Source organism: Cognatilysobacter segetis (assembly GCF_004359965.1).
Classification (GTDB): Bacteria; Pseudomonadota; Gammaproteobacteria; order Xanthomonadales; family Xanthomonadaceae; genus Cognatilysobacter; species Cognatilysobacter segetis.
Window position 1 is genome coordinate 23,093 of record NZ_SMRQ01000039.1, and the last position, 13,211, is coordinate 36,303.

Here is a 13,211-nt window from a genome sequence, read left to right on the forward strand (position 1 = left end):
GCAGCGCGATGCGTTAGCGCACATGGAGACCGACCATGACGCCCGACGCCCGACTCGCCAGTGCCCACAACCGGTTCGGACTCGGTGCCCGCCCGGGCGACCTCGACCGGGCGGATGAGCCGCGCGCGCTCCTGATGCGCCAGCTCGCCGCCGCTTCGCCACCACCGGCGTTCGCCGCGCTTCCGCGCAGCACCGACTACCTGCATCGGGAAGCCGTGGCGCGCGACCGGCGGCGTCGCGCGAAGCGTGAGGACGACAGTGCTGCGCCGGCCGGCATGCGCGACGGCTTGCGGTCGATCGTGCGCGCCGAGCTCGACGCACGCTATTGCCATGCGGTGACGACACCCGACGGTTTCGCGGAGCGGCTCGTGCGTTTCTGGTCGAATCATTTCGCGGTCTCGATCGACAAGCGCCCCGCCCTCCTCTACGCCGCGCCGATGGAGCGCGAAGCGATCCGTCCCCGCGTGACCGGCCGCTTCGCGGATCTGCTGCTCGCGGTGGCGCAGCATCCCGCGATGCTGCGTTACCTCGACAACGTGCGTTCGGTGGGCGACGACTCGCGCCTGGCGAACCGCCAGCGTGGCAAGCGGCGCCTCGGGCTCAACGAGAACCTCGCCCGCGAGATCCTCGAACTCCACACCCTCGGCGTCGACGGCGGCTACTCGCAGGCGGACGTGACCGAACTCGCGCGTTCGCTCACCGGCTGGAGCACGCCGCTGCCGCGCGAGACGCTCGATACCGCACCGGCATCGGCCTTCGTGTTCCGGCCGGACGCGCACGAAGGCGGCGCGCGCACCGTCCTGGGGCGCCGCTACGCCGCGGATGGCGTCGACCAGGCGAGCGCCGTCCTGGCGGACCTCGCCGTGCATCCGGCCACCGCCCGCCATGTGGCGACCAAGCTCGCGCGCCATTTCGTCGCCGACGATCCGCCGCGCGCGCTGGTCGACCGCATGACGGAGGCATGGCTGCGCAGCGGCGGTGCCCTCGGCGACGTCTACCGCACGATGATCGAGGGCCCCGAGGCCTGGACCGGCGACGCGCGCAGTTTCAAGGCGCCCGACGACTTCCTCGTCTCGGCGCTGCGCGCGCTCGATGCCCCGCTTCCGATCGCGCGCCTGCAGCCGGTGCTTGCGCAGCTCGGCGAACCCGCCTTCACGCCGAGGTCGCCAGCCGGCTTTCCGGACACCACCGCCGCGTGGAGCGGCGGCGACGCGCTGTTCAAGCGCATCCAGGCGGCGCAGCGCCTCGCGCAAATCGGACCCACGCCCGATCCGATCGCCGTCGCGCGCGGCGCGCTCGGCGCGCAGCTCGACGCGTCGACCGCCAGCGTGCTGCGCCGCGCCGAATCCGCACGCAGCGGGCTCGCGCTGCTGTTCGCGAGCCCGGCGTTCCAGTGGAGGACCTGATGGACCCGAGCCGACGTCGAGTCCTCGCCTTCGCCGGTGCGAGCGCGACACTCGCTGCATGGCCGCGCCTGCCGGCGCTGGGCGCGTCGCGCGACGACGACACCCGCCTGCTCGTCGTGCTGCTGCGCGGTGGCCTCGACGGCCTGCATGCGCTGCCGCCGGTCGACGACCCCGACTACCGGCGGCTGCGGGGCGCGCTGGCCGTCCCCGATGCGCTGCCGGCGAACGGCGGCTTCGGTTTGCATCCGTCGCTCGCCTTCGCGTCGACGCTGTTTGCCTCGCGCCAATTGCTGCCGGTCGTGGCCATCGCGCCGCCGTATCGCGGCCGCTCGCATTTCGAAGCGCAGGACAACGTCGAGAGCGGCAGCGACGCCGCGACACACCTTCCGACCGGCTGGCTCAGTCGCGCGGCCGGCGTGATGGCGGGGCCGGACGCGCTGGCGATCGCCGCCGTCGCGCCATTGTCCGCGCGCGGGCCTGGCCGGGTGCGCACATGGTCGCCGCCCTTCGCCGACGAGGTCGAGCCGATGCTGCTGGAGCGCCTGCAGATGCTCTACGCCGCCGACGCGGCCCTCGCGCCCGCCTTTGCCGACGCGATGCAGCGCAGCGCCGATGCGACGGGACGCGCCGTGCTGCGCCTGCCGGACGCGATGCGCGCGGCCGGTGACTTCATGTCGAGGCCCGACGGTGCACGGCTCGCGTTCATCGAGGACACGGGATGGGACAGCCACGGCGGGCAGGCGCTGCAGTTGCGTCGCAAGCTGGCCGAGCTGGACGCCGGGTTGTCCGCGTTCCACGCGTCCGGCGGATCGGTCTGGGCGCGCAGCGCGATCGCGGTCGTGACCGAATTCGGCCGCACCGCGGCCGCCAACGGCACCGGCGGCACCGACCACGGCACCGGCGGGATCGCCTTCCTGGCCGGCGGGGCGGTGCGCGGCGGCCGCATCGCGGGCGACTGGCCCGGCCTGTCGCCGAATGCCCTCTTCGAAGGCCGCGACCTGCGGGCCACCGCCGATCTGCGTGCCATGTTCAAGGGCCTGCTGGTCGACCACCTGCGGCTGCCGCTGCGCGCCGTCGAGGCCCGCGTGTTCCCCGACAGCGTCGCGGTCGGCGCCATGCGCGATCTCGTCGGCTGACGCCGCCGGCCCGTTTTCCGCGCGGCAGAAAGCGAAACGCCGCCGGCCCAGGGCCGACGGCGTTTCGTCATCGCAGCGTAAGCGTCGCGGCGGGGGCCGCGACACGGGCTAGGCGAACTCAGCGGGCGCTACGGCTCCGCGCAGCGCCCGCGGTACCGCGACCCTTCGGTGCCTGCGCGTGCGCATGGCGCGTCGCCGGCTTGCCGTGGGGACGGTGCGACGGCCGCGGCGTGCGCTTGCCCACCGGCGGCTTGGCATCCATGCGCAGCGCCTGCGTCGGCTCGAAGCCTTCGACGACGACCTGCTTCACGTTCATGCCCAGCAGCTTCTGCACCTGCGAGAGCAGGCCGCCCTCGTCGATCGCCACCAGCGAGATCGCTTCGCCGGTCGCGCCGTTGCGGCCGGTGCGGCCGATGCGGTGCACGTAGTCCTCGGGAATCAGCGGCAGGTCGTAGTTGATGACCAGCGGCAGATCCGGGATGTCCAGCCCGCGCGCGGCCACGTCGGTCGCCACGAGCACGCGGCAGCGACCGGCCTTGAACTCGTTGAGCGCCTTCTGCCGCTGCGCCTGGCTCTTGTTGCCGTGGATGGCGACGGCCTTGATGCCCGACTCCTCCAGCTGCTCGGCGAGGCGGTTGCAGCCGTGCTTGGTCTTGCCGAACACCAGGATGCGGTCCTGGAAGCGCGTGGCCAGCAGGTGCGTGAGCAGGTCGCGCTTCTTCGAATTGTCGACCGGGTGCGCGATGTGCTGGATCGTCGAGGCGATCGTGTTGCGCGCCGCGACTTCCACTTCGGCCGGGTTGCGCATGAACTCCATCGCGAGCCCGCGGATGCGCGACTCGAACGTCGCCGAGAACAGCAGCGTCTGGCGCTTGGTGGGCACCTTGGCGACGATGCGCTTGATCGCGGGCAGGAAGCCCATGTCCAGCATGCGGTCGGCTTCGTCGAGCACGAGGATCTCGACGGCATCGAGCTTCACGGTGCCCTGCTCGAGGTGGTCGATCAGGCGGCCGGGCGTGGCGACAAGGATGTCGACGCCGCGACGCAGCATGTCGATCTGCGGGTTCATGCCGGCGCCGCCGAAGATCGTGCCGGTGAACAGGCGCAGGTGCTTGCCGTAGCCGCGCAGGCTGTCGGCGACCTGCACCGCCAGCTCACGGGTCGGCACCAGGATGAGCGCGCGCGGCTTGCGCGGGCCCGCCGGTGCGGTGGTGCCGGAGAGGCGGCCGAGCAGCGGCAGGCCGAAGGCCGCCGTCTTGCCGGTGCCGGTCTGGGCGCCGCCGAGCACGTCGCGGCCGGCCAGCACGAGCGGAATCGCCTGCGTCTGGATCGGCGTCGGGGTGGTGTAGTTCTTGTCGGCGAGTGCGCGCAGCACGGCCGGCGGGAGGCCGAGGGCCTCGAACGTCTGGTGGATCATGGAAACTCCGGATACGGGGATGCCGCGGACGAATTCCGCGGATCGACTCGAAGCTTTCCTGACCGCGCTGCGAGCTGGGGATGACGCGCCGGAGGTATCCGGTGCGGTGTCGGCGCCGAGAAATGCGTGCGGAGACGTCGCGCTGCCGCGAATGCGGCGACCCATGCGGGCCTGCGAGAAACCTGGAAAACGGGCCCGAGGGCGGTCGCCAGGCGCTGAACGATGCTAATGCTACGTGAAAACGTGCCGGACTGCTCCTGCCGCCGGCGCCGATCGTTCAGCCGGACCGGCCGGGCATGACCTTCGACACCCCCGCCCCCCGTCGCTTGCGGCTAATGTCCGCCGCACATGCCCACCGGCGTGTCGAGCGCCGCTTCGCGGCACGCGCGTCCCACCAGGCCCTGGAGCCCAACGTGACCTTCAAGAAACCGCAATTGCTGCTCCCGCTCGCCATCGCCGCGGCGCTGACCGGCTGCCCGCAGAACGATGCCGACAAGGCAGCCGCCACCACGGTGACGCCGACCGCAACGGCCGACGCCCAGTTCAAGATCGACGAGAGCAAGCTCCCGCCGGTCAACCGCTTCGCCAAGTCCGACCTCGACACCAGCAAGGACGCGTGCGCCGACTTCGGCGGCTACGTCAACGGCAAGTGGCTCGCCGCCAATGCGATCCCGGCCGACCGCACGTCGTGGGGCGCGTTCGAAATGCTCGACGAGCGCAGCAACGCGGTGCAGCGCCAGCTCGCCGAACAGGCTGCCGGCCTGGGCACGGCGACGGGCGTCACCAAGATCGTCGGCGACTTCTATGCGACCGGCATGGACGAAGCCAAGATCAACGCCGCCGGGATCACGCCACTGAAGTCGCGCCTCGACGCCATCGCCGCGCTCGACGGCAAGGACAAGATCGCCGACTACATCCGCTCGACGGCCGCGAAGGGCGAGAACACGCTCTTCTACTTCGGCCCGATGCCGGACTTCAAGAACTCGACCACCAACATCGCGGTCGCGATGCAGGGCGGCCTCGGCCTGCCGGACAAGGCCTACTACTTCGACGCCGACAAGAAGCCGGTGCTCGCGGCCTACGAACAGCACGTCGCGAAGACGCTCGAGCTCTCCGGCGTGCCGGCGGGCGACGCCGCGAAGCAGGCGAAGGACGTGGTCGCGTTCGAGACGCGCCTGGCGAAGGTGTCGAAGTCGAGCGAGGAGATGTCGCGCGACGCGTCGCTCGCCTACAACCCGGTGAGCCTGGCCGACGCCGACAAGAAGACGCCGAACTTCCCGTGGTCGAAGTTCTTCGATTCGCAGGGCATCGCCAAGCCGCAGATGTTCTCGCTCGCGATCCCGGCGTTCCATGCCGAGGTCGACAAGATGCTCGCGGACACGCCGGCGACGACGTGGCAGAGCTACCTGCGCTTCCACATGGTGGACGACGCGGCGCCGTTCCTTTCCGACGCGTTCGTGCAGGAGAACTTCAACTTCTACAACAAGACGCTGCGCGGCCAGGAGCAGATGAAGGAGCGCAGCAAGCGCGTCCTGCAGACCATCGGCGGCCAGGCCGGCGAAGCGCTCGGCCAGTTGTACGTCAAGGTCGCGTTCCCGGCCGAGTCGAAGGCGCGCATGCAGGAGCTCGTCACGAACCTGCGCGAGGCGCTGAAGGCGCGCATCGAGAACCTGTCGTGGATGAGCGCCGACACCAAGAAGAAGGCGATCGAGAAGTGGGCCTCGTTCACGCCGAAGATCGGCTACCCGGACAAGTGGCGCGACTGGTCGGGCCTGTCCACCACGCGTGACAGCTACATCGGCAACGTGCTGGCGGCCAACGAGTTCAACTACAGGTTCGAGCTGTCGAAGATCGGCAAGCCGGTCGACAAGACCGAGTGGGGCATGAGCCCGCAGACGGTCAACGCGTACTACAACCCGCAGCAGAACGAGATCGTCTTCCCGGCCGCGATCCTGCAGCCGCCGTTCTTCGACCCGAAGGCCGACGATCCGCTGAACTACGGCGGCATCGGCGCGGTGATCGGGCATGAGATGACGCACGGCTACGACGACCAGGGCAGCCGCTTCGGGCCGAGCGGCAACTTCGAGAACTGGTGGACGCCGGCCGACGCCAAGGGCTTCGCGGGCCTCACCGACAAGCTGATCAGCCAGTTCAACGCGTACGAGGCCGCGCCGGGGGCGAAGGTCAACGGCAAGCTCACGCTCGGCGAGAACATCGCGGACCTCGGCGGCATCAACACCGCCTACGACGCGATGAAGAAGGCCGTCGGCAACACGCCCGATCCGATGATCGACGGCATGACGCGCGACCAGCGCTTCTTCGCCAACTGGGCCACCGTGTGGCGCCGCAACTTCAAGCCGGAAGAACTGAAGGTGCGCCTGACCACAGACCCGCATGCGCCCGCGAACTTCCGCGCGATCGGCGCGCCGTCGAACATGCCCGCGTTCACGCAGGCGTTCCAGTGCAAGGCCGGCAGCCCGATGATGCGCGCGGGCGACCAGCAGGTCGTGATCTGGTAACTGCGTCCGCGATTGCGTGATGCGCGAAGGCCCGGGGCGACCCGGGCCTTCTTTTTTGCGCGTCGTTGCATGCGCGCCGTGACGAAAGCGTTCATCGGCACCGGGCGCCCGTTGCTAGACTCCCGTCGGCTCCCCCACGGACTCCGATGCAATGACCGCACGCCCGATCGCCGCTGCACTCGCACTCGCCCTGCTCGCCCTGTCGACCACGCCCGACGCGGGGGCCGCGACGAAGAAGAAGGCGGCGCCGAAGACGGCGAAGGTGACCGCACCGACGGCCTGCACGGACTTCTATGCCTTCGCGAACGCCGCATGGCTCGCCGCTAATCCGCCCACGCCGGGCATCGCCTCGGTGTCCGCGCTGGACCAGCTGCGCCAGCGCGCGCACCAGCAGCAGATCGACCTGCTGAACGGCGCGATGAGCGCGCCGCAGGGCGACGTGCAGAAGCTGCTCGGCGACTTCTGGGCGAGCGGCCTCGACGAGGCGGCGGTCGAACGCGATGGCGCCAATCCGATCGCACCGCTGCTCACGCGCATCAACGCGATCAAGCGCGCGAAGGACATTCCGCCGGCGATCGCCGCGTTGCACCAGGTCGGCATCCCCGTGGCCTTCAACTTCAGCGCCGACGTCGACCTCGCGGACACCAACCGCCACGTCGGCTATTTCACCGAAGGCGGCATCGGCCTGCCCGACCCCGCGTTCTACAGCCGCACCGACGCCGAAACCCGCGAGGTGATGGACCGTTATCGCGCGTACGTGCAGAAGATCCTCGCGCTGACCGGCACGCCGCAGGCCGAACTGGCCACGCAGGCGCAGCAGGTGATCGACCTCGAGACGCGCATCGCGCAGTCCGACCGCCCGCTCGTGGCGCTGCGCGATCCGCGTGCGAACTACGCGGTCACCCCGACCGCGAACCTCGCGAAGACCTACAAGCGCCTGCAGCTCGCCGACTTCCTGAAGGCGCAAGGCGTCGCCGACGACCAGGTGTCGATGCCGAACCCCGCGCTCTTCGCGGCGCTCGACAACTACGTCGCCGCGATCAGCCCGGAGCAGTGGAAGACGTTCCTGCGCTGGCGCGTGGGCGATGCGATGGCGCCCTACCTCAGCAAGTCGTGGCGCGACGCGAGCTTCGACTTCCGTGGCAAGGTGCTCGGCGCGCAACTCTCGCCGCAGCCGCGCCCGGAAGCGGTGCTCGACGCGATCAACCTCGCCGCCGGCCCGATGCTCGGCCGCGAATACGTCGCGCGCTACCTGCCCGCCGCGTCGCGCGCGCAGGCCGAGCAGATCGCCACCCAGGTGCGAGACGCGCTGTCGTCGATGGTCGATCGCGACCCGCGGCTCGGCGATGCCGCTAGGGCCGAGGCCAAGGCGAAGCTCGCCGCGCTGAAAATCGAAGTGGGTGCCCCCAAGCGGGACCTGGACTTCACCGTGCAGCCGATGGGCCGCGGCAGCTTCGGCAGCAACATGCTGATCGCCTCGACCTGGCGCCACCGCGAGGAGATGCGTCGCATCGGCCGCGGCAATGCCGACCGCCGCTGGGACGTGCTGCCGCAGCAGCCGGCGCTGGCGTACGACGTGCCCCAGAACCGCCTGATCGTGACCGCGGCGATGCTGCAGTCGCCGGTGTTCGACGCGTCGCAGCCAGCGGCCGCGCTGTACGGCGCGTACGGGGCGCTGGTCGGACACGAGTTGAGCCATGCGATCGACGCGCGAGGCCGGATGATCGATTCGCACGGCGTCGCCCGCGATTGGTGGACGCCGGTCGAGACGGCCGCATGGACGTCGCTCGACAACCGCATCGCGGTCCAGGCCGGCGCGATGCCCTATCCGCAGCTCGAGACCGTGCGCGTCAACGGCGCGCTGGTGCAGGACGTGCTCGTTGCCGACCAGGCGGGCGTGGAACTCGCGCAGGCGGCGCTCCAGGCCGCGCAACCGGGTGCGGCGAAGGAAACGCTGCAGGCGTTCTACACGGGCTGGGCGCACCTCTGGCCGGAGCAGCTGTCGGTGGACGCCGCCACCGCGCGCGCGGCGTCGAGCACATATCCGCCCGGGCGCGTCCGCACCAACCTGCCGCTCGCGAACCAGCCCGCGTTCGGCACCGCGTACACCTGCAAGGCGGGAACGCCGATGCAGCCCAAGCCCGAGCAGCAGGTCCGCCTCTGGCCCTGACGCTATGCCACTGCAGCCATCGGAACGCCCGCTTCGGCGGGCGTTCCGGTTTCAGCGGACGATGCGTACGTGCGGCGGTCGCGGACGCGGGCCGCGCGACGGCGGCCGGCGCCGCCAGTGCCGGATCAGCAACCAGCCGAACAGCATGCCGCCGAGGTGCGCGAAATGCGCCACGCCCGGCATGGTGCCCGTGATGCCGAACAGCAGCTCGATCACGCCGTAGACGATGACGAGCGTGCGCGCCTTCATCGGTACCGGCGGAATCAGCAGCATCACGCGCTGGTTCGGGAACAGCATGCCGTAGGCCAGCAGCAGGCCGAACACGCCGCCGGACGCGCCGACCGTCTCGTACACGTCGCCACCCGATCGCAGCGCCACGTAGCTGACGATCAGCTGGAATACCGCCGCGCCGGCGATGCACGTCAGGTAGTACGTGAGGTAGCGGCGCGCGCCCCACACGTGCTCGACCTGCGCGCCGAACATCACGAGCGCGAGCATGTTGAAGAACAGGTGCTGCGGGCTTCCGTGCATGAAGCCGTACGTGACGAGCTGCCACGGCATGAACGGCGGTGCGCCCAGCTCCGACGCGCCGATCGGCCACAGCTCCATGTACAGCAGCCACGTGCCGAGCGCCGACTCGCCCGCGAGCCACTGCAGCAGGAAGATCAGCCCGTTGGCGATCAGCAGGGCCCGCGTCACGGGCGGCAATTTGGCGAACATCGGCGCTCCTCGGGAGCCGCCATGGTAGCTGCTGCAGTGCAGTAAGCGCATGCACCGCGCAGGACGACGTATACCGCCGCGTCAGCCCGGCGGGCCCCAGAGCGCCTCGTCGAGCGACCGCGGGCGCGGCGTGCGCCCGACCACGCGACCGTGCACGACCTCGACGCCTTCGGCACGCAGGCGTGCGGTTTGTTCGACGAAGCCGTCGCTGCCGGCAGGGAATGCGATGCGCCCGTCCGAGCGCAACACCCGATGCCACGGGAGGTTCGGATCGTCGTTGGTGCTCAGCAGCCGCGCGACCAGGCGCGCACGGCCCGGCAGGCCCGCGCGCCGCGCGATCTCGCCGTAGCCCGCGACTTCGCCCGGCGGCACCGCGCGGATCGCGGCATGGATACGGCGCGCGCCGTCGTTCGTGTCATCACCGGCCATCGGGGTAGCATAGGGCCCATCAAGGAGCTTTCCGAATGCGCGATTTCGACGACATCCGCGAGTATCTCGACGGGACCGGCCACGACGTCACCGTTCACGACGACGATCTGATGTGCGTCGAACTGTCGCTTGAGCACGGCAGCCGCCACCAAGCGATCTTCCTCACCCGCATCGCCGACGAGGACGACCGTGCCTACCTGCGCGTGAGCACCGTGGTCGCGCCGATGACGGGTGTGGATGCGCGTCGTGCGCTGGCGTTCAACTGGGACAGCCAGGTCGGCCATCTCGCGATCGGCGACCTCGACGGCGTGCCGCACCTGCAGCTCTGCGAGAACCGCCCGTTCGACGCGCTGGACCTCGCCGAAGTGCATCGCCTCGTGCTCGAGATCGGCGGTCTCGGCGACCGCATGGAACGCTCGCTCTCCGCCGGTGGCGACCTGTTCTGACGCGAATGAACCGCGTCGCGGGGTCTAACGTACCGTTGACACCTGCCTAACCGGCCCGGGCGGATCGTCGATCCTGCGACGGCAACGTCGCGCACTCTTCGAAGCGAGTGCATCTCCCGCTCGGGAGGAGGAACCCCGGTGGATGGAGCCCCACCGGGGTTCTTTTTGCGTCACACCCAGCCGAAGCGGAGCATCACCTCGTAGGACAGCCATGCGATCCCGCCTGCGGCCGGGATCGTCAGCACCCATGCCCAGACCATGCGCTCGACGATCGTCCAGCGGATGGCGTTCGAGCGCTTGGCGGTGCCCACGCCCATGATCGTGGCGCTGATGTTGTGGGTGGTCGACACGGGGATGCCCAATGCGGACGCGCCCAGGATCACCGACGCGGCGCTGGCTTCCGCCGCGAACCCGTTGATGGGCTGCAGCTTCACCAGCTTGTGGCCGAGCGTCTTGATGATCCGCCAGCCGCCGGCGGCGGTACCGGCTGCCATCACCAGCGCGCAGGCGATCTTGATCCAGGTGTCGATGTCGTTGTGCGCGAGCGCGTTCGGCGACGGGTGCAGGAAGGCCAGCCACGGCGGCAGCGAATCCAGCGTGCCCGCCGCCTGCGCGCCCACCAGCGCGATCGCGATGATGCCCATCGTCTTCTGCGCGTCGTTCGAGCCGTGGGCGAAGCCCATCGCCGCGGCGCTCACCACCTGCGCCTTGCCGAAGAAGCTGTTCACCGAACGCGGGCGCGCCGCGCGGCGCAGGATGCCGCCGCTCGCGGCCATGCCCGAGATGATCGCGAACAGGATGCCCATGACGATGAAGCCGACCAGGAAGCCGATCAGCGGCGAGCTGACCATCGGCACGATCACCTTCCACAGCACGCCGCCGCTCTTGAACCACGGGTCCTTGGGCTGCGCCCAGATGATCGCCTGCCAGTTGCCGCGCGCCGCCGCGAGGCCCGCGCCGCATAGGCCGCCGATGAGCGCATGCGACGAGGACGACGGCAGCCCGACCGCCCACGTGATCAGGTTCCAGACGATGCCGCCGATCAGGGCGCAGAGCACCAGCTGCGAGCTCACCTCGACGACGTGCGTGTCGATGATCCCGGAGGCGATCGTCTTGGCGACCGCGGTGCCCCACAGCGCGCCGACCAGGTTGGTACCGGCCGCGAGCAGCACCGCCTGCATGGGCGAGAGCGTCTTCGTCGCGACCACGGTCGCGATGGAATTGGCGGTGTCGTGGAAGCCGTTGATGTACTCGAAGACGAGCGCGGCGATCACGACCACCAGCACGAGGGTCAGCATCGGCGTCGCCTCAGGAGTTCTTCAGCACGATTTCGTAGGCGACGACGCCGGCTTCCTGGCAGCGGTCGATGGCCTTCTCGAGGATCTCGAAGAATTCCTTGAGCAGGAACATCTGCAGCGGGTCGAGGCGGCCGGAATAGATGTCGCGGTAGAGCTCGAGCATCAGGCGGTCGGCCTCGTTCTCGATCGAACGCAGTCGGTCGCTGAGCCCCTTCATCGTCTCGAGCTTCATCGACGGCAGCGCCTGCACCATCTCGACCACCACGCCGGCGGCCTTCTCGAGCATCGCGGCGCGCGGCGCGAAGTCGATGCCCTGCAGGTGGGTCAGCGCGAGCGAATAGCGGTCGGCGAACTTCTCGACCTGCTTGGGAATCTTGTAGAGCGCGGACCCGAGGGCCTCGATGTCCTCGCGCTCGATCGGCGTGATGAAGCTGTTGACCAGTTCCTGACGGATCTTGTCGGAGGCGGCGCGCTCGCGCTGGCGGGCGAGCTTGAAGGCATCCAGCGCCGGCTGGCCGGTCACCGGCTCGCGCAGCATCGCGTGGAGCGCCTTGGTACTGTCGTGGGCGGCGATCGCGGCCTCCCCGAGCAGCGAATAGAACTGCTTGCCTTGGCCGAAGATCGTCTGGAGGGAAAACATGCGTGCCTCGAAGAGGGGGCGAACGGATTACAGAATTATGACGCGCGAATGTGACGTTTTTCTTTCACCCCTCATGCCGCCTTCACGTGGCCCGCGTCTCGCGTCCTGATAAGATCGCGCCCGCTTGGACCTTCCCCCTCCCCCGCGACGAGCACCGATAGCGCGCCTTCGCGATGAGCGGCCCGGCCGCGCCACCCGCGCCGCCTGCGCGCCGCACCCGGAACCGCATCCGTGCGCGACCTGCTGATCGTCTTCGTCCTCGTCGTGTTCAACGCCTTCTTCGCGATGTCGGAGATGGCGGTCATGACCTCGCGCAAGAGCCGGCTGCGCCACATGGCGGCCACGAGCGGTCGCGCGCGCAAGGCGCTGGACCTCGCCGAGCAGCCCGAGAGCTTCCTCTCGGCCGTGCAGCTGTGGATCACGCTGCTGAGCCTGCTGACCGGCTATTTCGGCGGCGAATCGATGGGCGAGAAGATCGCCGACCCGCTGCGCGATTTCCCGATGCTGGCGCCCTACGCCGCCTACATCGGGCGCGCGACCGGCTTCCTGGTGGTGCTGTTCTTCTTCGGCCTGATCGGCGAGCTCGTGCCCAAGCGCATCGGCACCCTGCGACCGGAGGCGATCGCGGCGCTCGTCGCGTATCCGATGGACTTCTTCGCGCGCATCGCGACCCCGTTCGTGATCCTGCTCTCGGCGTCGACCCGCGTGCTGCTGCGCGTGCTGCGCCTGGGCGGCGGCTCGGGTGAGGCGGTGACCGAGGAAGAGATCCGCATGCTGGTGAGCGAAGGCCACGAGCAGGGCGTCATCGATGCGGACGAACGCAAGATGATGAACCGCGTGCTGAGCCTCGGCGATCGCACGACCGACAGCCTGATGACGCCGCGCACGCGCATCGCCTGGCTCGATAGCGCCGCCGACACCGCGGAGAACCTCGAGGTGCTGCAGGCATCGCCGTTCTCGCGCTTTCCCGTCTATCGCGGCAGCGACCAGGACGTGCTCGGCATCCTCGAGACGAAGACGCTGGTCGGCG

Annotated in this window: 11 protein-coding genes; 6 read left to right on the top strand and 5 right to left on the bottom strand. The window is 69.7% G+C overall.

The genetic code is table 11. The annotated features are described in order from the left end of the window. The first annotated feature begins 35 nt into the window (after nt 1–35). Entirely contained in the window at nt 36–1,406 is a 1,371-nt protein-coding gene (locus tag E4F61_RS09910) for a DUF1800 domain-containing protein (RefSeq protein WP_133479503.1), read from the top strand. Then, nucleotides 1,406–2,542 carry a DUF1501 domain-containing protein gene (locus E4F61_RS09915; protein ID WP_133479504.1) on the top strand — a complete coding sequence of 379 codons (1,137 nt, stop codon included), beginning with the start codon at nt 1,406–1,408 and terminating at the stop codon, nt 2,540–2,542. The genes E4F61_RS09910 and E4F61_RS09915 overlap by 1 nt, the downstream gene beginning before the upstream one ends. A 118-nt stretch (nt 2,543–2,660) precedes the next feature. Here E4F61_RS09915 and E4F61_RS09920 read toward each other — a convergent pair whose 3' ends face one another. Continuing rightward, nucleotides 2,661–3,959, bottom strand: a complete 1,299-nt coding sequence (locus E4F61_RS09920) for a DEAD/DEAH box helicase (protein WP_133479505.1) — start codon at nt 3,957–3,959, stop codon at nt 2,661–2,663. 413 nt (nt 3,960–4,372) lie between these two features. Here E4F61_RS09920 and E4F61_RS09925 point away from each other — a divergent pair, with 413 nt between their 5' ends. Together E4F61_RS09925 and E4F61_RS09930 are read left to right on the top strand one after the other, a co-directional pair. Continuing rightward, nucleotides 4,373–6,478: a M13 family metallopeptidase gene (locus E4F61_RS09925; protein ID WP_238382884.1), complete on the top strand. Its 2,106-nt coding sequence runs from the start codon at nt 4,373–4,375 to the stop codon at nt 6,476–6,478. Between the two features lie 151 nt (nt 6,479–6,629). After that, nucleotides 6,630–8,648 carry a M13-type metalloendopeptidase gene (locus E4F61_RS09930; protein ID WP_133479507.1) on the top strand — a complete coding sequence of 673 codons (2,019 nt, stop codon included), beginning with the start codon at nt 6,630–6,632 and terminating at the stop codon, nt 8,646–8,648. Between the two features lie 51 nt (nt 8,649–8,699). Here the strand turns inward: E4F61_RS09930 and E4F61_RS09935 are convergent, their stop codons facing one another. Next, complete coding sequence (locus E4F61_RS09935) at nt 8,700–9,368, bottom strand: rhomboid family intramembrane serine protease (protein ID WP_133479508.1); 669 nt, start codon at nt 9,366–9,368, stop codon at nt 8,700–8,702. Nucleotides 9,369–9,449: 81 nt separating this feature from the next. After that, a complete protein-coding gene (locus E4F61_RS09940; protein ID WP_133479509.1) occupies nt 9,450–9,797 on the bottom strand; it encodes an MGMT family protein in 348 nt (115 codons plus the stop codon). 35 nt (nt 9,798–9,832) lie between these two features. On the opposite strand from E4F61_RS09940, the gene E4F61_RS09945 reads away from it, so the two are divergent. Next, on the top strand, nt 9,833–10,243 hold the full coding sequence (locus E4F61_RS09945; protein WP_133479510.1) for a hypothetical protein: 411 nt from the start codon (nt 9,833–9,835) through the stop codon (nt 10,241–10,243). 170 nt (nt 10,244–10,413) lie between these two features. On the opposite strand, the gene E4F61_RS09950 is transcribed toward E4F61_RS09945, so the two are convergent. Then, complete coding sequence (locus E4F61_RS09950) at nt 10,414–11,541, bottom strand: inorganic phosphate transporter (RefSeq protein WP_133479511.1); 1,128 nt, start codon at nt 11,539–11,541, stop codon at nt 10,414–10,416. A 10-nt stretch (nt 11,542–11,551) separates the two neighbouring features. After that, complete coding sequence (locus E4F61_RS09955) at nt 11,552–12,181, bottom strand: DUF47 domain-containing protein (RefSeq protein ID WP_133479512.1); 630 nt, start codon at nt 12,179–12,181, stop codon at nt 11,552–11,554. 231 nt (nt 12,182–12,412) lie between these two features. Between E4F61_RS09955 and E4F61_RS09960 the strand changes: the two genes are divergently transcribed. Next, on the top strand, nt 12,413–13,211 hold a 799-nt coding region (locus E4F61_RS09960; protein ID WP_133479513.1), incomplete at its 3' end, for a hemolysin family protein.

Excerpts from the sequence above, each read along its gene's own strand:
- E4F61_RS09910 (WP_133479503.1), top strand. The coding sequence starts at position 36 with ATGACGCCCGACGCCCGACTCGCCAGTGCCCACAACCGGTTCGGACTC.
- E4F61_RS09915 (WP_133479504.1), top strand. The coding sequence starts at position 1,406 with ATGGACCCGAGCCGACGTCGAGTCCTCGCCTTCGCCGGTGCGAGCGCG.
- E4F61_RS09920 (WP_133479505.1), bottom strand. The coding sequence starts at position 3,959 with ATGATCCACCAGACGTTCGAGGCCCTCGGCCTCCCGCCGGCCGTGCTG.
- E4F61_RS09930 (WP_133479507.1), top strand. The coding sequence starts at position 6,630 with ATGACCGCACGCCCGATCGCCGCTGCACTCGCACTCGCCCTGCTCGCC.
- E4F61_RS09935 (WP_133479508.1), bottom strand. The coding sequence starts at position 9,368 with ATGTTCGCCAAATTGCCGCCCGTGACGCGGGCCCTGCTGATCGCCAAC.
- E4F61_RS09940 (WP_133479509.1), bottom strand. The coding sequence starts at position 9,797 with ATGGCCGGTGATGACACGAACGACGGCGCGCGCCGTATCCATGCCGCG.
- E4F61_RS09945 (WP_133479510.1), top strand. The coding sequence starts at position 9,833 with ATGCGCGATTTCGACGACATCCGCGAGTATCTCGACGGGACCGGCCAC.
- E4F61_RS09950 (WP_133479511.1), bottom strand. The coding sequence starts at position 11,541 with ATGCTGACCCTCGTGCTGGTGGTCGTGATCGCCGCGCTCGTCTTCGAG.
- E4F61_RS09955 (WP_133479512.1), bottom strand. The coding sequence starts at position 12,181 with ATGTTTTCCCTCCAGACGATCTTCGGCCAAGGCAAGCAGTTCTATTCG.